This is a genomic window from Myxococcales bacterium, assembly GCA_022563535.1.
Taxonomy (GTDB): Bacteria; Myxococcota_A; UBA9160; order UBA9160; family UBA4427; genus DUBZ01.
In genome coordinates, this window is the sequence record JADFNE010000066.1 from 1 (window position 1) to 21079 (window position 21079).

25 protein-coding genes are annotated in these 21079 nt (G+C 57.6%); 14 read left to right on the forward strand and 11 right to left on the reverse strand.

Features of this window, described 5'->3' with window-relative positions; translation table 11 throughout:
- From IH881_16440 to IH881_16450, 3 genes are all read right to left on the reverse strand, one after another.
- On the reverse strand, positions 1–1314 hold a 1314-nt coding region (locus tag IH881_16440; GenBank protein ID MCH7869283.1), incomplete at its 3' end, for an MMPL family transporter.
- Between the two features lie 64 nt (positions 1315–1378).
- Positions 1379–1702: a hypothetical protein gene (locus IH881_16445; protein MCH7869284.1), complete on the reverse strand. Its 324-nt coding sequence runs from the start codon at positions 1700–1702 to the stop codon at positions 1379–1381.
- Positions 1703–1940: 238 nt separating this feature from the next.
- Complete coding sequence (locus IH881_16450) at positions 1941–2303, reverse strand: response regulator (protein ID MCH7869285.1); 363 nt, start codon at positions 2301–2303, stop codon at positions 1941–1943.
- A gap of 211 nt (positions 2304–2514) precedes the next feature.
- On the opposite strand from IH881_16450, the gene IH881_16455 reads away from it, so the two are divergent.
- Both IH881_16455 and IH881_16460 read left to right on the forward strand, forming a co-directional pair.
- On the forward strand, positions 2515–2955 hold the full coding sequence (locus IH881_16455) for a nuclear transport factor 2 family protein (GenBank protein MCH7869286.1): 441 nt from the start codon (positions 2515–2517) through the stop codon (positions 2953–2955).
- A 64-nt stretch (positions 2956–3019) separates the two neighbouring features.
- Positions 3020–4249 carry an FAD-dependent oxidoreductase gene (locus IH881_16460; GenBank protein MCH7869287.1) on the forward strand — a complete coding sequence of 410 codons (1230 nt, stop codon included), beginning with the start codon at positions 3020–3022 and terminating at the stop codon, positions 4247–4249.
- Positions 4250–4251: 2 nt separating this feature from the next.
- On the opposite strand, the gene IH881_16465 is transcribed toward IH881_16460, so the two are convergent.
- Positions 4252–4719, reverse strand: coding sequence for a hypothetical protein (locus IH881_16465; GenBank protein ID MCH7869288.1), 468 nt, complete (start codon positions 4717–4719; stop codon positions 4252–4254).
- A 351-nt stretch (positions 4720–5070) separates the two neighbouring features.
- Between IH881_16465 and IH881_16470 the strand changes: the two genes are divergently transcribed.
- The 3 genes from IH881_16470 to IH881_16480 are packed head-to-tail and all read left to right on the forward strand — an operon-like array spanning position 5071 to position 7819.
- Complete coding sequence (locus tag IH881_16470; protein ID MCH7869289.1) at positions 5071–5811, forward strand: outer membrane beta-barrel protein; 741 nt, start codon at positions 5071–5073, stop codon at positions 5809–5811.
- Positions 5812–5837: 26 nt separating this feature from the next.
- Positions 5838–6827, forward strand: coding sequence for a hypothetical protein (locus IH881_16475; GenBank protein MCH7869290.1), 990 nt, complete (start codon positions 5838–5840; stop codon positions 6825–6827).
- Positions 6824–7819, forward strand: a complete 996-nt coding sequence (locus IH881_16480; protein MCH7869291.1) for a PDZ domain-containing protein — start codon at positions 6824–6826, stop codon at positions 7817–7819. Before IH881_16475 ends, IH881_16480 begins: the two co-directional genes overlap by 4 nt.
- Before the next feature lie 9 nt (positions 7820–7828).
- On the opposite strand, the gene IH881_16485 is transcribed toward IH881_16480, so the two are convergent.
- Positions 7829–8302: a hypothetical protein gene (locus IH881_16485; GenBank protein MCH7869292.1), complete on the reverse strand. Its 474-nt coding sequence runs from the start codon at positions 8300–8302 to the stop codon at positions 7829–7831.
- Positions 8303–8390: 88 nt separating this feature from the next.
- On the opposite strand from IH881_16485, the gene IH881_16490 reads away from it, so the two are divergent.
- From IH881_16490 to IH881_16505, 4 genes are all read left to right on the forward strand, one after another.
- The gene (locus IH881_16490) at positions 8391–8687 is read left to right on the forward strand and encodes a hypothetical protein (protein ID MCH7869293.1); all 297 of its coding nucleotides are present in this window, start codon (positions 8391–8393) and stop codon (positions 8685–8687) included.
- Positions 8684–10204 (forward strand): CoA-acylating methylmalonate-semialdehyde dehydrogenase, encoded by a 1521-nt coding sequence (locus tag IH881_16495; GenBank protein MCH7869294.1) that lies wholly within the window; start codon positions 8684–8686, stop codon positions 10202–10204. The genes IH881_16490 and IH881_16495 overlap by 4 nt, the downstream gene beginning before the upstream one ends.
- A gap of 451 nt (positions 10205–10655) precedes the next feature.
- The gene (locus IH881_16500) at positions 10656–11465 is read left to right on the forward strand and encodes an outer membrane beta-barrel protein (GenBank protein ID MCH7869295.1); all 810 of its coding nucleotides are present in this window, start codon (positions 10656–10658) and stop codon (positions 11463–11465) included.
- 224 nt (positions 11466–11689) lie between these two features.
- Positions 11690–12832: an NHL repeat-containing protein gene (locus tag IH881_16505; GenBank protein ID MCH7869296.1), complete on the forward strand. Its 1143-nt coding sequence runs from the start codon at positions 11690–11692 to the stop codon at positions 12830–12832.
- 231 nt (positions 12833–13063) lie between these two features.
- Here the strand turns inward: IH881_16505 and IH881_16510 are convergent, their stop codons facing one another.
- Genes IH881_16510 through IH881_16520 form a run of 3 tightly spaced genes read right to left on the reverse strand, consistent with a single transcriptional unit; the run spans position 13064 to position 14239 of the window.
- Positions 13064–13720 carry a hypothetical protein gene (locus IH881_16510; protein MCH7869297.1) on the reverse strand — a complete coding sequence of 219 codons (657 nt, stop codon included), beginning with the start codon at positions 13718–13720 and terminating at the stop codon, positions 13064–13066.
- Positions 13705–14136, reverse strand: a complete 432-nt coding sequence (locus IH881_16515; GenBank protein MCH7869298.1) for a hypothetical protein — start codon at positions 14134–14136, stop codon at positions 13705–13707. The genes IH881_16510 and IH881_16515 overlap by 16 nt, the downstream gene beginning before the upstream one ends.
- A complete protein-coding gene (locus IH881_16520) occupies positions 14087–14239 on the reverse strand; it encodes a hypothetical protein (protein MCH7869299.1) in 153 nt (50 codons plus the stop codon). The genes IH881_16515 and IH881_16520 overlap by 50 nt, the downstream gene beginning before the upstream one ends.
- Before the next feature lie 255 nt (positions 14240–14494).
- Here IH881_16520 and IH881_16525 point away from each other — a divergent pair, with 255 nt between their 5' ends.
- Complete coding sequence (locus IH881_16525) at positions 14495–15025, forward strand: C40 family peptidase (GenBank protein MCH7869300.1); 531 nt, start codon at positions 14495–14497, stop codon at positions 15023–15025.
- A gap of 51 nt (positions 15026–15076) precedes the next feature.
- Here the strand turns inward: IH881_16525 and IH881_16530 are convergent, their stop codons facing one another.
- Positions 15077–15658 carry a PEP-CTERM sorting domain-containing protein gene (locus tag IH881_16530; GenBank protein ID MCH7869301.1) on the reverse strand — a complete coding sequence of 194 codons (582 nt, stop codon included), beginning with the start codon at positions 15656–15658 and terminating at the stop codon, positions 15077–15079.
- A 400-nt stretch (positions 15659–16058) separates the two neighbouring features.
- Between IH881_16530 and IH881_16535 the strand changes: the two genes are divergently transcribed.
- From IH881_16535 to IH881_16550, 4 genes are read left to right on the forward strand one after another with little or no spacing between them, the layout of a single operon-like run.
- Entirely contained in the window at positions 16059–16571 is a 513-nt protein-coding gene (locus IH881_16535) for a CHRD domain-containing protein (GenBank protein MCH7869302.1), read from the forward strand.
- Positions 16572–16621: 50 nt separating this feature from the next.
- Positions 16622–17863 (forward strand): NAD(P)/FAD-dependent oxidoreductase, encoded by a 1242-nt coding sequence (locus IH881_16540; GenBank protein ID MCH7869303.1) that lies wholly within the window; start codon positions 16622–16624, stop codon positions 17861–17863.
- A complete protein-coding gene (locus IH881_16545) occupies positions 17860–18240 on the forward strand; it encodes a GNAT family N-acetyltransferase (GenBank protein MCH7869304.1) in 381 nt (126 codons plus the stop codon). Before IH881_16540 ends, IH881_16545 begins: the two co-directional genes overlap by 4 nt.
- A complete protein-coding gene (locus tag IH881_16550) occupies positions 18230–18829 on the forward strand; it encodes a DUF2867 domain-containing protein (protein ID MCH7869305.1) in 600 nt (199 codons plus the stop codon). Before IH881_16545 ends, IH881_16550 begins: the two co-directional genes overlap by 11 nt.
- A 94-nt stretch (positions 18830–18923) precedes the next feature.
- Here the strand turns inward: IH881_16550 and IH881_16555 are convergent, their stop codons facing one another.
- Together IH881_16555 and IH881_16560 are read right to left on the reverse strand one after the other, a co-directional pair.
- Positions 18924–19223: a hypothetical protein gene (locus IH881_16555; GenBank protein MCH7869306.1), complete on the reverse strand. Its 300-nt coding sequence runs from the start codon at positions 19221–19223 to the stop codon at positions 18924–18926.
- A 94-nt stretch (positions 19224–19317) separates the two neighbouring features.
- Positions 19318–20151, reverse strand: a complete 834-nt coding sequence (locus IH881_16560) for a hypothetical protein (protein MCH7869307.1) — start codon at positions 20149–20151, stop codon at positions 19318–19320.
- Positions 20152–21079 lie beyond the last annotated feature (928 nt).

Genomic DNA, 21079 nt, shown 5'->3' on the forward strand with positions numbered 1-21079 from the left:
CCAGGGACGTGTGGTGGAGAGCACTGCACATCGTTCGAGCATACGATCCACCACGCCGAGGCGGGCGCCGTGCCTGGGCGCTTCGCCAATGGGCACCACCGCGAGCAGCGCCGGCACTAGCGTTATGGTATAGATGAATGCGAAGACCACGCCGATCGGCGCGATGATCCCGAGGTTGTGGATAGGCGCGAGACTGGCGGACGCGAAGGAAATCAGGGCGCCGGCGGTCGTGAGGCTCGTCATCAATACCGGAAAGCCCGAATGGCCCAGGGCATGGGCAATCGAATCTTGCTTCGACTCGCCACGGCCTCTGTATTGATAGAAGATCGCCAGGATGTGCACAGAGTCGCCGATCCCCACCGCCAGCAGAAAGGCGGGCAATATCTGGGTGGGGATCTGCATCGGAATATCGAGCAACGGCATGAAACCCACGGTGGTGAGGAGGGACAGGAGAACGATCCCAACGGGAATCAAGGTGGCGGAGATGCGTCGGAACAGCAGATAGAGAAAAACCGCAGTGGCAAGGATCGAAACCACCAGGAACGTCCCCATATCTGCCGTCATTTCGTTCGTCAGTCGCGAGGTCAAAATCGGCGCACCCGCAATCTCGAGTTCGAAGTCGTCGGCGTCGTAGCGCTCGAGAATGGCATAGAGCCCGGCAACAGCCTCCAGCGTCTCGGCGCCGGTGAGGAAAGGTCGGGCTGACGGCTCACCCGTAAGGGGTACGGCTTCGTCATCGAAGCCCGACAGATCGACGTCGTCACTGGATTCAGAATAGGTGCTAAAGCGAATGGCCAGGGTCGTGAGTTCGCCGTTCTGCGAGAGCAGAAGGTTCTCGTAGATGGGGTTTTCGCGTGCGCGGTCACGAATCACCGCGAGTTCTGCCTCGTTTTCGGGCCAATCCTCGAAGAGATCCTCGACGATCAACTCACCCTCTACGCCCCGGGTCGAGCGCGCGTTGATGAGACTCGTGACTTCGTCGAGGTATTTGAGATCGTCCTCGAGTTCTTGGTGGAGCTTTCGCAGCTTCTCTAGAAACTTGAAGTCGAAAATCTCCGGCGGACGAATCGCCACGGTAACGAGATCGTCGCGCTCGAAGCGATCGCGGAAATCGTTGTAGACGATCAGAATCGGATCGTCTTCTAGAAGAAACCCCTCGATGCTGGTATCGATCTCGAGATGGCGCACCTGGGAGATCAAGAGAACCGAGAAGGTCAACACCGAGATGATGACGAGCCATGGATGGCCAAAGACCCAATGGCCCCACTGTGTGAACGACGCATCCGCCCGAGTTCGAAGACTTTGCTGACTCAATTCGATTCCCCGCGTACATCCGGGCGACAATCTATGAAACGTGAGTCGTCAAGAGTAGCGTGTGTCACAGGCTCAACGTGGTTTCCAGTCGCGGTACTTGATGTGAGCGGGTGCGTCGTCGGTAGAAGTGGTGACCGTGATGGCGGTCCTCACCGCGCGCCCGCAGCTCGACCTGCCTGATCCCGTCCGGCACGGTTTGCAGCAAGGCAATCGCCTGGGCGAGATCCCGGCTGTAGAAGGTTTGCATCAGGTTGGTCGCGACGGCGTCGCGTTGCTGCACCCGGTACTGCCGCAGCTGAATCCAGCCGAAAATCAGACCGGTAACGATGGTGCCGGCACCAATCACTTCGGCGAGTTTGGCCAGCGTACTCAGCGACAGCTCGCCCATGGCTCGATATCCCTTTTCAAGATTTACACGATGCAGCGGCGCCCGACGGCCATGCTAGCGCCGATACGGGTAAACATCACAAGGGTGTGGCGTGTACCTCTCGCCGATACCGCCGGGTGCAGTTGAACGGCGGCGACAAATGGAGCGGCCCCTAAATGGAGTTTTCCATGAACCTGAGAGAACCGTCCCGCGAGCTATCGCATCGATTCTGTGGCAACCGCGATGGGGCGGACGCCGCTCAGCCAATCACTCGATTGATCAATTTTTTGAATCGATCCGGTTCGATGGGCTTGTTGATATAGCCAGTCGCTCCGACTTCCATGGCCGCCTCTCGGATCTTGGTATTCATTTCGGTCGTAAGCACCAGTATCGGCTTGGACTTGAATTCCGGCAGATCTCGCAGCCGCTGGATCAGGACGATCCCATCCATTTCGGGCATGTGAATATCCGTGATCACGGCATCGACTTCGCGATTATCAACCTCGGCCAACGCTTGAACGCCATCATTCGCAAAAAACGGTATATGTCGCATTTCGACGAGCAGGCGTCCCACGTATTCTCGAATTACGGCTGAGTCATCGACGACCAAGAACTTTGCCATGGATGTTCCTTTTATGATTGAATCGGAGAGGCACCGGCCATGCTCCCGTCTATCCAATACTGAGCGAGTGTGTTGTCCCGCCCATTTGTTCGCCAAGACGCGAGGACCTCTTGAGAGAAGAACTCTTGAATCACCGAACACTCATTATGAGAATGGGAGAGGGACCTGCTAGGATCGAGCAAACCCAAAGCTCCCCGCCCGAGGGTCGATCATGTCGATCACTGCGCAATTCGCCGCCTACGCGGCTGCCTTCGAGAAGGCCTACGAAAGCGACGATTGGACCTGCGTCGAACCCTTCTTTGCGGAACACGCGGTCTACGATGTGGGCATCGCCTTCGCCGGACACGAGTGTTTCGAGGGTCGCTCGGCCATTCTCAGCTACTTCAAACAGGTGCTCGATCAATTCGATCGCCGTTTCGATAGCAGGGAACTCATCTTGCTCGAGGGACCCTTCGAGCAGGGCAACACGGTGCGCATCCGCGGGTCGGCGACCTACCGCGCAGCGGGCGTCCCGGATTTTGTCCTGGTGCTCGATGAAATCGCGACCTACGAGGGCGAACTCATCGTTCATCTCGAAGATCGCTATTCGGACGAGATGAAGCGGGAGTCCGCTGAATACATCAAGGCCTACGGCGCGACGCTCGGCATTTAGACTGTCTTTGGATAGAGAAGCAGGCCCATCAGATTACGCTCGGCCACGCTCAGGGAAAGTCTGCATGTCAGCACACAAGGATGTCATTGTCGTCGGAGCCGGGGTCGTTGGCTGCTCGATCGCTTATCACCTCGAACGCCGAGGAATCTCTACCTGCATCGTCGATCGCGAATCCATCGCCACCCGTGCATCGGGAAAGGCCTGGGCGGTGTTCACCTACCCGCCGGCCATGCTCGCCTACGAGAAGTCATACAAGATGCAGTGTAAAGGGATCGAGGGCGACACCCTTGATCTCGCGGAAATGCCCCCCGGTGAGAGCGTCGAGGATTGGCTCTACCTCCACGCCGCGTCCTACAGCCGCATGCCGGAACTCGCGATCGAGTTGGCGGAGCGCGGGGGCGTCGACATCGAATACTGCGAGTCGCCCAGCACCAACCTCGTGACCCAGCAGATGCTCGAGAAAGCGGGTGGGCCCGAGGAGCTACTCCGCCCCTACCGGAAGGTGGGCGGCGTCGAAAGTACTTGGATCGACTCCGATGCCCTGCGGGCACAGTTCCCCTCGCTACACCCGGACTACGTGGGCGGCATCACCGAGCCCGCGGGTCAGGTGGAGCCCTACAAGTTTACCTTGGGCATGGCCCATGCGGCGGAAAGCCTGGGCGCCAAAATCATGCAGGGAGATGTAGTGGGCTTTGAGACTGCGGGCGACAGAATTACCGGCGTCCGGCTCGCGTCGGGAAGCGAACTCCAGGCCGATGCGGTGGTGCTCGCCATGGGTCCATGGACCGGACAAGGGAGCGCGTTGCTCGGCCGCGAGATCGGCTGCCGCCCTTTCCTCATCCAGTGCCTGCGCGCGCACGTACCGGGGGGACTACCGCTCCATACCCTCGGAGCCGGGGATTGTTGGATCCTCCCCAAGAAAAACGGCGAGGTGATCCTCGCCATGTACGGTCCGGATTTCATCGAGCGGCCCAATTTCGACGCCAGTCTGACCGAAGAAATTAAGCTGGAAATCCTGGCGGGTGTCGCCCGGATTCTGCCCGCGCTCGAAGACGCCAAGATCCTCGAACATCGGGGCGATCTACTCGCCCTGGCGCCGACACCGCCCTACCACAAGCCCGTGATGGGCCGACTCCCGGAATGGCAAAACGGCTACATCGCGTCGCGCTTCGGAGGACTCGGCGTCTGCATGAGCCCCGCGACCGGCGAACTCATGGCCGAGCTCATCGACACCGGCAAAGTGCCGTTGCGCGCCCGAAGAATGTTCGAGCGGGTCGCCCCCACTAGCGGATAGGTTCAGTTTCGTGTTGCGGTGATGGTTCCGACATCGCCTAGGCAGGCCGAGCCAAAAATATGAGAAGCCACTCGGTAGGTACCGACCATATCGTTGCCCAATATATCGAGAACTACCGAAAGCTGCTGTGGAAAAATAAATTTGCCGTCGACAAACCCGCCGGGAATAAGGATCAGATCCCCGGTCAGCTGAACGAAGTCCACCACAGACAAACCGTCTCCCGTATCGAAACAGTCGGAGGTCACCACTGTCGTCGTCGTCATCTCCGTCGTGGCCGTCACCTTCGATACGCCCTCCGATGTCCTCGAATCGAGATCTTGCACGAAAACGATTACGATGGTTCCACTCTCTCCTGTCAGCTTGCCAGTGCTCTCCCAGGTCCCTTCCCAGGTTGCCGTGACGTCGAGGAACGGCTCGGAGAGCGATCCGGAGGATCCAGTCTCGTTGGCAACCGTACATGCAACTGCCAACGCGACTGTCAGTAATGACAAGACGATTTGGTGCCAATGATGGTCACTATGACGGTGACTACCACGGTGACTACGACGACGACTCATGATTCATGACTCTGATTCATTTTCGAGCGGTTTTCCAACAACCCGCTGGCTAGCTCATCTGCCTTCCTCAATACACGTAATCCAGCATCCCACACGTCCGCACAACAATCAATAGGCGAGTTCATCGTGGGTTCGTCGGCAATTTGGGCGCAGCGACACCTTCACGCCAGCTGCTTGCAGAGGTTTAAATGGAATGACATCATCGCCTCGTACCCTGGTGCACCCGTTTTGGATCGTGATCTCGAGAAGAGGGAAAGAATAGACGTGGGCAAGCGTGTCATCATCATCCTGCTGGGAATCATGCTCACCGCATCGCCGGCGATCGGAAATTCCAGTAACGACGCAGTCATTGTTACTTTGGGCAGCGGCTTGTTCATGGTGGCCGCCTGCTGGACGATGGATATGGCCTTGCGAGGCGAAGAAACGGATGCAAAACATGGACGCCGAGGCTGGCTGGTAGGATTCAATGCCAGCTATGGACACCCCAGTGACAGCTTCAATGATGACGCAGAGGACAGCCTGGGCGACTTGCTATCGCCCTTCGGCATTTCCGTGGCCGGCACGGAGGGGAGTGCGGGCTTCACGGCTCGTGCAGGCTACCGCTGCAATGAACGGCTTTCGACCGAACTCGGAATCGAATGGCTCGACGAGGTGTCGCGATCGGTGAGGACTCCCGGACAGGGAGAGATCGCCACGACGACCACCCAAGCGCTTTTCGTTAGCAGCAATGCCAAGGGATATCTCCTCTCGGGTCGCTACCAGCCCTTTGTCATTTTCGGGGCCGGCACCCTCTATGTCGATTCCGTTACGACCAATACGAAAGGGTCGATCAGCGATTCAAGCAACAAGTATTCGTCGATCGCACTTCGCATGGGCGGCGGCCTGGACTTCTACATCACGGAACATATCGTCATGGATGTCGAGGCGAGCTATGTGCTGCCCGTGTCAGCGATAGAGTCCTTCAAATATCTCTCGGTCGGGGTGGGGCTTCAGTATCGCTTCTGATGATCGGGCCGGGGCGTGATCTGGTGATGTTGGCTCGGAAGAAAACGAAAGAGCCACTGAGCCAGCTCGCGGCGGGTTGGGTTGTCGCAATTCTCCTGGTGACATCGTCCGCCCAGGCCCTCGTTGCGGAGACCCCTCGAGTAGATCCTGATCAGCCGGTCGCCTCCGCCGAGTTCGAAACCGATCGACTACTTCAGCTCGCCCTGGACCATTGGCTCAATCGCTCGAGACGCCTTCAGCGCATTGCGCAGCGCCTCCAGATCGCGGGCCGGGAGATTTGCGAAGAGACCGTCTCGCCCATTTTTGGCGCGAGCCTGGTGGATCTCGAGGGCCTGCCTATTTCGCTTCAGCCTGTAGCGCGGAAGCGATTTGGACCCAAGCACCGCTTCTTCGTGACCGCGGTCTTCCCCGGGATGGCTTCGGAGCGGGCAGGCCTAAAGGTCACAGACGCAGTGTTGAAGGTGAACGGTTCTTTGCTGCGTAATTCAAAGAGCTTTTACGGGAGCGAGCCCCGGCTTGAAGAAATGAATGTATTGGAGATCGCGAGGAAGGACGAGACGCTCGCCCTCGAAGTCGATACCCAGCTCGGCTGCCGCTACCCGGCGTCGATTACTGTCAACGACCAAGTCATCGCTTATGCGACGGGTGAGACCATTGCAGTCAGTTCTGGCTTCATGAGGTATTACACAGACGACACGATGGTGGCACAAGTGGTGGGACATGAACTCGCGCACAACATACTCGCCAGTCCATCGAATAGAAGGTATCCCTGGGCTTCGAGAAGGTCGGAGGCGCGGGCCGACTACGTGGGAATCTATCTGGCCGCCATCGCGGGATATCCGTTGGCTCCCGGATTCCTGCTGCAATTAGGATTGACCGTCAACGTCGACTACTTCACGGGCCATCGCAGAACTCATCCAACTACTCCCGCTCGCGTACTTGCAGAGCGAAAGACGATCGAAGAGATCAAAGGAAAACAGAAACGGGGAGAACCACTGAGGCTTCGGTTCGAATGATGCCGAAGATCGCAGCCAGTGGGATCGCCACAGCACTCGCCTGCGCTTGGGGCTGCACCAGTGCCCCGCTTCCGCCCGAGGTCTCGCCGGAAGAACTCGACCGGTCCGTGGCGGAAGTTGCAGCCACCAGTGTGGGCAACTACGTCAAGCAGAGAGCCCGAGTGCTCGACATCGAGTACGCCCTGACCACGGGCAGCGCGAAGCGGTGCGCCCCGCTCAGGCCTCAGGCCGGAGTACTTCTATTTCACCCGGGCACTTTTGCCGATGATTCGATTCGCGCAGCCGCAAATCGGAACCATGCGCTCGGCGAACATCTCAGCGTCGTACATGTCGTTCCCGGCAGCAGCTTCGATCTCGCGGGGATTCGACCTGGTGACGAACTGCTCGAGATCGACCGAAAAACGATTCGTACCGAGAGTGAGTTCTCCGATCTATTGCTCGAAACCTCGGAGCGCAGTTCGCTCCAGATACTCGTTCTGCGTGGCGAAGCACAGCTCGAACTACCGGTGCAACTGGCTCATGGATGCCCTGTCAAATTCATTCTCTCGCATGACCACGACTATCGGATCGTCACGGGCCAGGGCAGCAAGCTATTGATCTACGTACCCGAAGGCGTAACCAGTTTCGTCGCAGACGACGACACCCTCGGTATGGTGCTCGCTCACCAATTTGCCCATGTGTTGTTCGATGACCCGGAAAAAACGTGGCAAGAACAAGAACTCCGAGCGGATCGATACGGCCTTCACCTGGCAGCCACCGCGGGCTTCGATGTGAGTGGTGCCGTGAAGTACTGGGAGGCCGTTGCAGTTGAATACCCGTGGTTGATCGGCGAGGCGCTCAGTGCGAGCGGTCCGCTGTGGAAGGGATTTGGCGAGCACCCGCACTACGGTCTCGGTCGTCGCGTTGCTGGCATTCGAGCAACCGTTCGGGAGATCGCGGCGCGTCAAACCGCAAATGTCAGTTCGGGGATCTCCCCCCCACCGGGCAATTAACGTCTTCGACTATTTTCGATATCTGCAATCTGCCTTTGTGGCCTTGATTGCCATGCCTTTAGAATCCACGTCGGCGAGATAAACAGGAGCGTCGAATACATACATTTCGCGTCCAGCCTCCTTCCGATTTCCGGTCATGTATCGTGGCTTGCCCTCACTGATTTCGTACAAGTGCCCGGCCTCAGCACTGAACTCGGTGGTGCAATCCCGCCTATAGCGCTGGCCCTTGGCCGCCGGATTGATCAATTCGCCCCGGAAGTACGAACGGAAATTCACTTCATATCTTCCCGGCAACAATTCATATGCACGCCCCTCGAGGGCGAGTCCGTTGATGTTCGTGATCGCTCCGGTCGTGGCCAATTTCAACACCGCCACCTCCTCTCGCGCTCGACGCTCACCTTTGTACAGGGGCTTCACTGACGCGCAGGCGCTCGCGAGAGCAACGACCATCCCACCGGCAATCAACACCGACCCAAGCTTCACGGACACGTCCTCCGATTACAGACATTGAGATTATCGTAGTGCGCCAGCAGAACCCGTAATCCATCTGGAGCTCGAGAGAAAGGTCAGCGTGAGCACCCGCCCTGAAGCCTCACCGCTGCCGAGCGACAAACAGTTGATCCGCGACGAGAGCATCTACGGTCGCCTGCCCCTGCTTCCCGGAGAGCGGGAGTACGGACCCTCTATTTCGCGGCGGACCTGCGCTTTTTCGATGTTCCCCTCGCCGGGCAATGGTGATAGAATCCAGCCCTCTCGAGCGGACTCGGCAGCCGCGATTCTCGCGAATGCCGGACCCTGGCAAAGCAATGCTGGCTCGAACTCAGCGGTCCTCGCTACAGCGAAGCGAGCGACGGAGGAAGATTCATGAGCGTCGCACTCAAAACCGAGACACCCCAGAAACTCAAATATTTCATGGACGGCGCATGGCACGAATCGAAGAGCGGCGTCTACATGCCCGTTACAAATTCCAGCACAGGTGAACTCATGGCCGAAGCGCCGCGCTGCAGCATCGACGAGGTCAATGCTTGCGTGGAATCGGCTCACGCCGCTTTTCCGGCCTGGCGAGATACGCCGGTCAGCCAGCGCATCCAGGTGATGTTCCGCTACAAGGCGTTGCTCGATAAACACAAGGACGAGTTGGCCACACTGCTAGCCACCGAGATGGGGAAGACCCTCGTAGAAGCCCACGGCGACGTCTTCAAGGCCATCGAGGTCGTGGAGTTGGCGTGCTCGGTTCCAGTGACCATGCAGGGACGCTCGACCATGAATACATCGACGGGTTTCGACACGGTCAGCTACCGGGAGCCGCTGGGTGTATTTGTCGGCATCGCGCCCTTCAACTTTCCGGCGATGATCCCGATGGGCTGGATGGTTCCGCTAGCGATCGCGACCGGCAACACCTACGTGCTGAAGGCCGCGAGTCTGGTTCCCCAGACCGCCATGCGCATGGTCGAGTTGTTGGCAGAGGCTGGCCTTCCCGCCGGCGTGATGAATATGGTGACCGCATCGCGAGATGAAGCCGAACCCCTTCTCCGGCATCCCATGGTCAGGGGTGTGACGCTGGTCGGTTCCAAGAAGATTGGACTGCATGTCTACAAGACGGCGGCGGCGGAAGGCAAGCGCGTTCAGGCGTTGACCGAGGCCAAGAATCACGCGTTGATTCTCAAGGATGCGCCGATTCTGGCCACCGCCCAGCGCGTCATCAACTCTGCTTTCGGGTGTGCGGGCGAACGCTGCATGGCGCTTCCCGCCATTTGTGTAGAGGAAGAAATCGCCGACGAACTGGTCGGAACGATCCTCGACATCGCGAAGCGACTGAAGATGGGCGCTGCCTGGTTGCCAGATACCGAGATGGGTCCGATGGTCACCAGTGAACATCGAGAATCGGTCCACGCTTGGGTGGACAAGGGTTCCAAGGAAGGAGGCGACCTGATCCTCGACGGACGCAATCCCACCGTTCCAGGTTATGAGGGCGGCTACTTCATGGGGGCGACCGTGTTCGACAACGTCACGTCGGATATGCGGATCGGAATCGACGAGATCTTCGGCCCGGTGCTCAGCGTCAAGCGCGTGAGGGATTTCGAAGAAGGCCTTGCGGAAATGAATGCCAGTGAGTTCGCGAACGGCTCAGCGATTTTCACGATGAACGGGAGGTATGCACGGGAGTTCAGCCGCCGGACTGATGCCGGCATGGTGGGTATCAATGTGGGCATCCCGGTCCCGATGTCGACGTTCCCGTTCTGTGGACACAAGAACAGTTTCTTCGGAGACCTGCACTGCATGGGGACAGATGGCATCTCGTTCTTCACCGAGACCAAGGCTGTGACGAGTCATTGGTTCAACGAGTCCGACCTGCAGGGCGGCAAGGTGGGGACCTGGTCTTGACCTTACGTTGATTGATTCGCGTTGAGATCGCGGGCGCTGCAGCGGCGGCGCCCGCTTTTTTTGCTGACGCAACAGAGCTTCATTGGAGCGCAAGACCCAGTTCGAAATCCGGAAGAAGCGATGGGGAGCGGCGGCAATTCCGGGAGTTATTGAGGTCTATTAATGAAGGAATAGCGGGTCGAGTTTCGGTAACTGCTGCTCCAACCACAGCCCGGCTCCCGCTACCACCGTGGATCGGGCCCTCCGGATGAACCTGGGCTGCAAGAAAATGGTGGCAATTCCGCGCGATCCACTTCGATCTCGCCTATAGTCGCTCGACCAAAATCCAACAAGGGTCGTCGGTGAAGGCGATCGCGTCGGTGTACCCCCACAGCCTGGCTGCGAGAGGGGGCCGCTGACGAATTAGCCCGTCTTGTAGAGTCTGGCAGTCTTCGAACCTGGAGGGATCACCATGCGGAACCTGGCCAGCTGCATCTGCGCTCTGCTGATCGTATTTTTCGCGTTGGCTCCCGGAGCATCTGCACAGGAGGAAGGCCAAGACGACGCCTCCGAATACGTGCGCCCGGGCTTCTATGTGGGAGGTGGCGGAGGCGTCGGCTTTCCAATTGTCTGGGACAATGACTTCGATGATGACCTGACCAAACTAGCCAGCACTTTGTCGTTCCAAAATGGAAATTCAAACATCGTTGCAATTGATGGTGCCGACCGAGCCCTTATGCAATTGATCACGGTGGATGGTACAGACATTGACGACGACTACCGGTTCGGCGTGAACGGTGTATTCGGTTATCGCGCTGGGCCACGGGCGGCGTTCGAGTTGGAGGGCGAATGGCTGATCGGTTCCAACAAATCGAACCTGGACATCAACAACTCGACGGGGACACACACGGTCGAGGTCGACAAAATTTGGACGATCACAGCGAACGTGAAGGCGTATCTACCCTTCATCACCGGGCGGTTTCAACCCTTCGGGAAGTTCGGCGTGGGATTGCGCCATTCCAGACTTATTACCGACATCGCGACCTTTGGCTTGACCACGACAAACGTTGACGCGGATCTCGTCGTGCCCGCCGACTTTATCATCAAAACGACCGAGTCGAGTCTCGACGGCGCGCTCCGCTGGGGGGCCGGCATCGACATCTATGCAACCCCGAACTTCCTTACCGAGATCAATGCGACCTACGTCGTACCGTTCGCGGATGTGGGTTCCTTGCATTCGGACTATGTGTCCATTCAATGGCGACTCATCTATCGATTTTAAGTGCCGATTTTAAGTGCCGATTTTAAGTGCCGATTTTAAGTAACACCTTTAACGCTGATGAATCCAGAAGCCCCCGCAACCTCCACGCAGGTCTCCAGGTGGCGAGCGCAGCTAGTAGGCAACACGATGAGTGCTGAGATTTACGCAACGCCGCGCACTATAATTCTGACTCTTGAGAAGGAGCTGCGATGACCTCCCCACGTTCAATCCGACTGATGCTTCCAATGCTGACTGTCCCAGTTGCGTTTCAAATCTTGGGGATTTTCGCGGGGTCCATCCTCTTCATGGCTTGCGGCAAAGGCATCGGCAACGGTGACGCTGGTAGTAGTGGCACGCGGCCGGCATTCACCTCCACGCAGATCATCGACGCGACCGGCGACACTGGGAAGACACTCAATTTTCCCCAAGGTATTGCCGTCGACGCGACGAGCGGCGATGTCTACGTCACGGGCTTTCTCACCCACAACGCCTTCAAGATCACGCCAGGTGGCGTCATCACGGAGATCATCGACGTTTTCGGCGAGACCGGTAACGGGTCATGTGATTTAGCTGACCGCAACAACAGAAAGCCGCTCTGTGAATCCCTTGCCGTTGCAGTGGACCCCATCAGTGGCAATGTCATGGTCACTGGCTTTGAAAGCTGGAACGTTTTTGAAATTACACCGACCGGCGGATGTAGCACTGGCGGCATACCGTGTACCATCACAGAGGTCATGGAGCAAAGATCCGTCAGCGGCCCAGATACTCTCAAAGGCCCCTATGATCTTGACTTTGACTCCAGCAGCAATCTCTACGTTTCGAGCGCTGAAAGCAACCGCAGCTTTCGGAGATCATCGGTCGAGACAGTCACGGTGATCATCGACCCGGGGGGAAACAAGGCCGGGATTGTACTCCGTGTCCCCCATGGCATCGCCACGGACTCGATGGGCAATGTCTACATCACGGGTTCCGGCACTAGCGCCAATAACGTCTTCAGGATCGCGAACCCGGTAACATGCAGCTCGAGCGTGGGGGGTACACCGTGCACCATCACGGTGATCATCGACGGAACCGGCGACGGGACCGGGAATCTATTCGCTGACCCCCATGACATTGCCGTGGACTCGAGCGGCAATGTCTACGTCACCGGCTCGACCACCAACAACGCATTCAAGATCGAGATCGACAGGCGGGAACCTGCAGCACGACGGGCACACCCTGCACCATCACGCAGATCATCGACGCAAGCGGCGACGGGACCAGTCCACTCGATTTTGCCCGTGGCATCGCCGTCGATGCCAACGACAATGTCTACGTCGCGGGCTCTGCCAGCCACAATGTCTTTTGGATCACGCCGGGTGGGGTCATCACGGAGATCATCAACGTAGAAGGTGATGGAACGAATTCACTCACGATCCCCCATGACCTTGCCGTGGACTTGAGCGGCAATGTCTACGTCACGGGCGCTGGCACCAACAACGTCTTTCGGATCGCCGTTCCCTAGCCACGTCTCAACCCGGCATGAGTGCACGAAGCGAAGATCTCGGCTCCCTGCGCGAGAGTTCCGCGGCGGTAATCGCCGCGGAACCCTCGCGTTTTTGGTTTCAGATCGCTTCGATCTACGGTACCGGGGCCTCTACGATGTCTTCCCAGAACGGTGTCGGCTTGAGAAAGTCCGCAGTCCACTCGTTCAGCAGGACACCGTCCGCCTCTTGTGAATAGAACAGCGGCGATTGAAGGGCAGTATGCGACGTGTCACCCGAGACAATGAACCGCTTATAGCGGTCGGGGTGCGATTCGTTCAAGAGCCCGTGGCCAGTCACGACGAGGTTGCGGAATGTCACCGGGTCGAACAGGAGTTCGAGGAAGAAGCGGTTGGTCAGATCAGCATCCGTCTCGTAAAACGCCTCGCGGATCGTGGAATCGTTGTCGAGCCTCCACTGAATGATTGCAGTCGGGTCACCCATGTCGTCGCAGTCCGTGCAACTCGCGGGATAGAACTGCCCGAACTGCCAATCGGCCGCACGCGCAGCAATGGAGCCTATCGCGTTCGGATTGACCGTCACTGGCCCGGCGTCATTGAAGACCGTGAGATGGACCTGGTTGTCGTAGGCGAGCCGGACGAGGAACGGTGCGAAGGCTGCGACGCCAACACCGCCCGCGCTCGAACCCGCAACCGTAATCTCGCTGGCGTTCGGAAAGACGTTTCTCGCCAGGTCTATGCCGGCAGATTGGTTTCGTAGCCCGCGATGGAAGCGAATTACGGCTGCGGGCACTCTCCAATTGCAACACCAAAGGCCGGGTCGAAGACGTCATTATCTCCCGAGAAGACCGAGCCGTCACAGTACGGCATATAGAGGATCGAATAGTCGGCGAAGGGATTGTCCATCGAGTCAAAGTCAAAAATCCCTGTCGGCGGTCCCGGCGGCTCTTGAGCTTCGGAAAGGACGTTGCAGTTGTAGAAGTCCTGCCAACAAGCGCCACCGCCTTGCTCGAAGATGAGAAGTTTGGCGGGGTTGCCTTCCCGGCTGAATGCCGAAAACGCTGTTCCCGCAATGCAGATCGGGCCGTCGCCTCCGTCGGGATCGAAGGTGTGTTTTGTCCATCCGTCACCAACGTCCGTGGAAACTACGGGCGTAAATTCACCGAGGTACTTTGTCGACGCCGGCGGCGACCAACTCGTCCACCGCATCGCTGTTGAGGCCTCGTTCCGGTCGATCGCCAGCACCCATCATCACGACCGCAGCAAGCGCTAGACCGAGTACTGCTAATGGCTTGTATTTCATCGACTTCATCTCGCCTTCCTCCAAAGGGTAATTAGACTCAATGACATCACGATGACATGGCTCGCCCATAGGGTCAACAACGGTTCAGTGTCATATGACTTCAAGTCATATAGTCGATGATGATGTCATGGCTTCCGACCGCCAAAGACCAACAGCGTCCCTCTGCTGCGAGTTCGTACTAAAAGCGCTGCCTTAATGTCCGGCTCCTTCGAGTTCGATCACTGGCGTCTTTTGTCTCGGTAGCGATCCTCCGATAAGAAACGCATGAGCCACAGCGCTACACACTCGGCAATGGCGACTTCGCGACAGCACTCATTAGTAGGAGCATTCGTCCTGGTGATGGCGCTCCTGACCGGCTGTGCATCACCCGTGCCGTCCGAGTCCTCTGCAATTCTTTCCCATGGCGCGAGCCCGAGCGCAGTGCGCAAGGCCGTGGTCGATACGGCGCGCCGCATGATCGGCGTGCCGTACCGAAACGGCGGCAGCATTCCCGAGGAAGGTTTCGACTGCAGTGGCCTCGTGGTCTACAGCTATCGGCGCGCAGGGATGCGTGGTCTCCCGCGGACGGCCCGAGACCTGGAGCGGCAAGCAGTGCCGGTTTCGTTGGACGCGCTGCTACCTGGCGACTTGCTCTTCTTTCGGCTGGGTGGCACCAGGACCAACCATGTAGCCATCTACGAGGGCAACCGACGCTTCATCCACGCACCTTCGAGGGGCAAAGGGGTAGAGCGCGTCGCATTCGATCATGTCTACTGGGGACCCCGGATCTTACGTGCCGGACGACTGCTCCCCTAGACGGGACTCTGGACGTGGCGGTGAGGCGGAGCCAATTCCGATTGTGAGCGACTAGCTACGGCGGCGGCGTTTCGCCAGCAGGCCGACCAAACCAAGGCCGAGCAACATACCGGTGGAGGGCTCGGGGACTGCGGTGGAGCGGATGTAGGAAAACGGGGTACCGGATCCAGGCTCTTCCCCCCAGCTTGTAAAACTGATGTCGATGTAGATGTCATCGCTGATCAAGTGCAGGACACCGGGAATGCCGACCGTCGATGGCGGCCCATCGCCCCGGCCGCCGTGTGCCACGAACCAGGTATTGAATGTCAGGTTTTCGAAGTTCGCCGCGGCAATTTCCTGCCCAACGTTGAACCCGCTCAGAGCCCAGGCCCATTCGGTGTCGGCTGGGCTCGATGAAGTAAAAGCATCCTCGGATGCGAAGTTGTAGATGCCCATGCTGCCCGCACGCGCGATCCAGACCGCATCCGTAATGCGATCCTGGTTTTCGGCCAGGGTATGGTCGGCGAATGCGTCTTTGGAAAAGGTAATCATTGGGCCACTCCAAATCGTGGCCGCGAGGGCCGACGATGGAGCCGTCAACAGGCAAATCGCAATGGAACAGCGGAGCAACAGGATCCTGGTGGTGGGCAGCATCGCGGAATCTCCCTCCCCCCTTTGATTCTCTAGAGTCAATCAAGAGTGGTTCCGGGAGGACAATTGTGTCGAAAATTGTGTCAAATTGAGCTGGCCTACTCGACCGATCCGCAGATCAGTAGCAGCATGACAAATGGCTCAAAATCACTGGTAAAATGTCCCGATCCGAAAGGGGTCGGCATCTATCGGCTGTTGCTTCGGCGGTGGGCGCCAACTCGTCGGTCGAGCATCCGCGCCAAGGGACAATTTCAAGGTCAGGCAGAGATTTTGCTTGCAATTCGCGGTGTTACCCTGTCATGCTGATCTTCTAGTCCAAGAGCCGCACGAAACTGCTCTGACTGCTGTTCAACCTGGCTTGTACAAGCTGCTTAGTGTTGGTTTATCTCGGAGGAAGTTTCTGATGCGAATTCATACCGCTCTGATCGTGCTCTCGCTGGTCGCTTGTCTACCGCTACACGCCAGCGCTGCGACGGTCAACCTGACCGCAACTTTGGACGGCCCGTCGGCAAACGCCGGCGCCGGAAGTGGCTCACCCGGTCTCGGTGCGGCCACAATGGACTTCGACACGGTTACCAAGGTCCTCAGCTGGAACATCAGTTGGAGTGGACTCAACGGATCGCCGACCGCAATGCATTTTCATGGGCCCGCGACGCCCGTCCAGAGTGCAGGCGTACAAGTCGGAGTTGGAGTCGCAGGTCCACCTGTGATTGGCAACGAGGTACTCGACGCTGTCAAGGAGGCCGATCTCCTCGCGGGACTCTATTACCTGAATCTTCACACCTCGACAGATCCGGGTGGTGAGATCCGAGGTCAAGTCCTGGTGGTCGTGACAGGCCCGTCCCTGGGCCCGCTCGGCATCGCGGCAGTCTTGAGTCTGCTGGGGCTTGCAATCCATCGTAAGCTTCGCGCGTAGCTCGCCTGACCGGCGCGGTTGAGATTGGCAATACGATAATGTGTTGAGCCATGACCATGCCGGCAATCGTGATCGTTGGCGCGGGAATCAACGGATTGGTTGCAGCCAACTATCTGCAGCGCTCGGGCTGCGACGTCACGATGATCGAGCGCGCCCACAGAGTTGGCGGCGCCTGTGTGTCCGAAATTGCCAACGTCGGCGGTGAAGACCAGTGCTACGCACTCGGGGCCTCGGTCTTCGGTCACATGCAAAGATTTATCTACGAAGACACCGGACTAGCAAGCCGATTGCAGGTCTACATTTCCAAGCATCCGGAGCTTGTGCATTTTTTGGGCGATGAAGAGCCTACCTGGATCTCTCGCAATCCAGCAGAAATGGCTCGCGAGCTCGCCGACAAGTGGGGAGAGAACGGAGACGTCGAGGGGTTTCGTGCGGACGAGGCACGTGTAATTCATTTTCTGCAAGACGGTTTTGTCAATGCGCTGCCCCCCTCGATCAGCGATGCAAAGCATGTCCTCGGCGATACCCTGACACACATCTGGATCTCGGGCACGGCAAGATCTCTGCTGGATCATTACTTTACTAGCGAACGGATGAAAATCTTCACGGCCATGAAGGTCACGGAAAGTGGCCCAGTCTCTCTCGACGACCCCTACACCGCGTTCACATTGCCGCGGCTGAACTCAGGATCGATATTTGACGGCGATTACAGATTCGTCAAAAGCGGCATCTGGCGAGTCACAGAAGAACTCGGCGCAATCAACGATGAACTCGAAGTCACGACTCACCTGTCGAGCAAGGTATTGGAAGTCGACACGGTTCACGGGAACTTGACATACGAGCGGAACGGCAGCGAGCACCGGAAAGACTTTGATTTCTTGATATTCGGCACCGACCCGCTCACCGCGTGTCGGCTTGTGGGCAACGAGGATCAGGTCGCACAAACCCAAGCGCAGCGATTTCGAGGCACCAGCGGAAAACTGAATCTGATGTTCAAAGACCAAGTCCGATGGAAACACAACTCCAAGGATGCAGGATCTGATGCGGCGTTCCGCTACTTCTTCTCAGTGAACGACCTTGCAGAGTTTGAAAAGGCGACTCTCGACGTGCTCGATGATGCAGTGGCCTACGCTCCCTACGGATTCGGCCCCCCCCGACACCAAGTTTTGAGGTCTGACATACTCCACAAGTGCAAGTCCGACCCTTTAGCGAATCCGACATGTCCACCACTGTCGCCCTTTGGCACGAGACGCGGAAAGACACCTATCAATTTCTGGAGACGGAAGCAGTGATCACGCTCGAAGACAGCGCGCGGTACTTCCGGGAAATGATTCTGCCGGGCGCAGATCTCTGGGTCGCGGAGGAGCAAGGGCAGATTCTTGGCTACCTGGCGCTGAAGGGTAGTTACATTGATCGGCTGTATGTGAGACCGAGCGCCCAGCGGATTGGCCTGGGGCTCGCGCTCCTCAGCAAAGCCCGGGAGCTTTCTTCGGATGGCCTTGAATTGCATACCCATCGAGAGAATACGAAGGCGTGTCGATTCTACGAAAAGCATGGTTTCAAAGCAGTGCGATTTGGCGTCAGCCCGCCACCAGAATCAGCGCCCGATGTCGAATACCACTGGAGATCGGACTCGGGGACTCGAGCCGTACTACTAAATGGGAACTGAAGCGCGGATCCATCCTTCTCAGCATGCCAAGTATCCATGGCGGATCGCCGGAATCGCGCCTGATTTCGAGTTGATCGACGCCTGGCTTCTCCCAGCCACGGGAACGCTCGAAGAGTTCTCCGACCTTCGGAACCTCTTCGTTTCGTTCGATCCCGCAGCGGACTTTGGTTCAAGAATGAGCCGGGCTCTCTTCGCGCTGCGCAGTTGGTTGGGCGCACGCTTTGGTTGGGACGAGGAAATCAACAGCCTGCCGATTCCCGGGTGCAGCGAAACTTCGCTGCGCGATCGCTTGCCGGATGATCTCTCTCCGGAGACCGACGAGACCGCCGGCGACAGCCCGTTTCGACCCGTGTATCGAACCGACGACGAATGGGCTCTCGAGCTATCGAATTCTACTGTGCATGCGGTCATGCACATCGGCTGGGTTCCGCAGCCCGACGGTTCGTATCGCGGGCAGATGGGGGTCTACGTCAAGATGCGTGGAAGGCTCGGGCCCCCCTACATGGCAATGATCGCGCCGTTTCGGCACTACATCGTGTACCCGGCACTGATGAGAAGAATCGACCGCGCCTGGAAGAACCGCGGTTAAGAATAGTAAAATCAAGCCGCAAATTTGAAGAGATTTCCGATAACGGGTCTTATATCAAAACTTGAAATGAGAGAGCCGCCCCTGTCTTCGGGCGCTAGCGGTTCGTACCGTCTCTGTAGATCGGAAGCTCGCAGTTCATGCATTGCCGTGCGAAGGCATTACTGAAGTTCCCGCGGCGGAAAGGACCCTTGCCGCAGCGCGGACAGCGGAGGAGCACCATGCCAACAACGCCTAGTACCATGAATGCGAGTTCGCCTTGCACAATTGACGCGCTGATGGGCGCAACTGCAACTGACGAAACCAGGGTGACGAAGAACACCAATACTGCAAAGACCAACACGCCGCGTCTGGTCCGCGCGCTGCTGTAATACTTGGAGTAGGCCTGCTCACTCATTCGAACACAGCCTAGCGGCGGAAGATCCTCTCCGCTGGCGAACATCGAAAAGTATAAGCCCTCAGCTGTAAGGCCATCCCTGTCTTCGGGCACATCATGGGCAATGGATACCCAATGTGACCGCGCACAGGCCAATTCTCAGTACGCTATCGATAGTCGTCACTGCCTGGAATGTTGCATCGGCTGCGATGCTGCATACCGGGTCAAATGCCGCTGCGGTCGTTAGATTCAAGACGTCGAGTTGTTGAATGGATGCACAGGGGTCGTTGATTGCCGCTTCCACAATGAGCGGCGCAAACGCGATCGCTGTCTTCATGAGAGGCGGGACCAGCGGATCATAGGTGGCGGGATCGATCATGATAGTTGGATCACCACCAGGCAGCGCCGCTAAAATTAGGTCCTCAAAGACTCCAGTTACCGCACTGGGTGAGGGCACGGTTTGATAGTAGATCTCACCCACGACGGCGGCCTGATTCAACGCTGGTTGAGATACCAGTGCAATCAACTCATCAAGTTGATTCTTGGCACCAGGGGAAATCGCCAGCTGCCCCTCGACAAAGACAGAATAGAGTGGAATCTGGATGCAGATTTCCTGGCCTAGCCCCGTCGCCAATGCCAAGCCTGCATCCTCTTGTACGACCAACTTTGCGTCAAGTACATTGGGCCAGCCCACACCCGCCTCGCCATGTTCTCCCAGTCCTACCGATGTCGCGAATTCTGCAGACATACATACCTGAGTGGTGACTTCGACAGAATTGACCGATTCAAAGACCTCGATGATCGATGAATCGACCATGTCCAACTTGGTGTGGGCCAAATTCAACGATTCGCTCGTTGAGTCTGCACTGGATTGCAAAGTGTTGAGCTTTGCATCAAGTCGTGCTTGCATCGTCCGCATATCAGCCAGCATCGCCCTGATTTCGCTCAATTGCGCTGGCACTCCGAGAGCTCGCTCTGCCGACGCATTGAAAGACGTGGTTGACAGAAAGAACAGGGCCAACGCTAAGACACGCGATCGTGATCTGCTTCCAAAGGCTATTCCTGCATGCATGGTGCAACTCCTTCTAGTTGGTGGATTGGAAGTACGTCGCTCGCTTGGACATTGCGAAAACTTAGCTTGTTTTTTCTAGCCGCAGGGTCACCGTGCGAACGACCTGACCGTCTGTTGCGGAGAAAATAGAAAAATACGCCGCAAATTTGAAGAAATGGCCGATAACGGGGGTGATCTCAATGGGTCAACGCAACACCGCCGTCACACCGCTCCACCGGGTTTCGAACTCCAGGTCTTGCGGGGTATATTGCTGAGGTGGTGCGCCGCTTTGATGAGGAGAGTTCGCGAACAACTTAAGAAGTCGGTTTCCGTGGAAAACACTGTTGGAGCAGGCAGTTGTCGTTGTCATTGAGACCGCGTTGCCAGGATACCCGCAGCTAAGCGCTACGTGCCCCTATGAAACAGCGGCTATTCCTTTGATTCATCGGCATTTACGCCACGTTGCGGGTTCAGACAAAGTGTTGCGTTGACCACATGAACCCAAGGGTCTTATGTCAAAACTTGAAATGAGAGAGCCATCCCTGTCTTCGGGAATCGCTTTGGAACTCAGCATCTACCCATGCAGCGATGCGTAGCCGCGCGGTGTACCCGGAGTTTGCTGTCTGGTGCAGCCGAGCGCCAATCCGAAATCCGGCGTGTGCCACGTGAAAGACATCTCCCAACCACTCGAGGCACCGCCTCGGCCCTGGTGGATGACCGGACTCACAGTCTTCTGCCTAGTAACAGTGGCATTCCTTGTTCCTCGAGATCTCTTCCTTACAGAAACGCGTGACGTTGAAGTTTGGTTCGGGTTCGAGGTCCACGG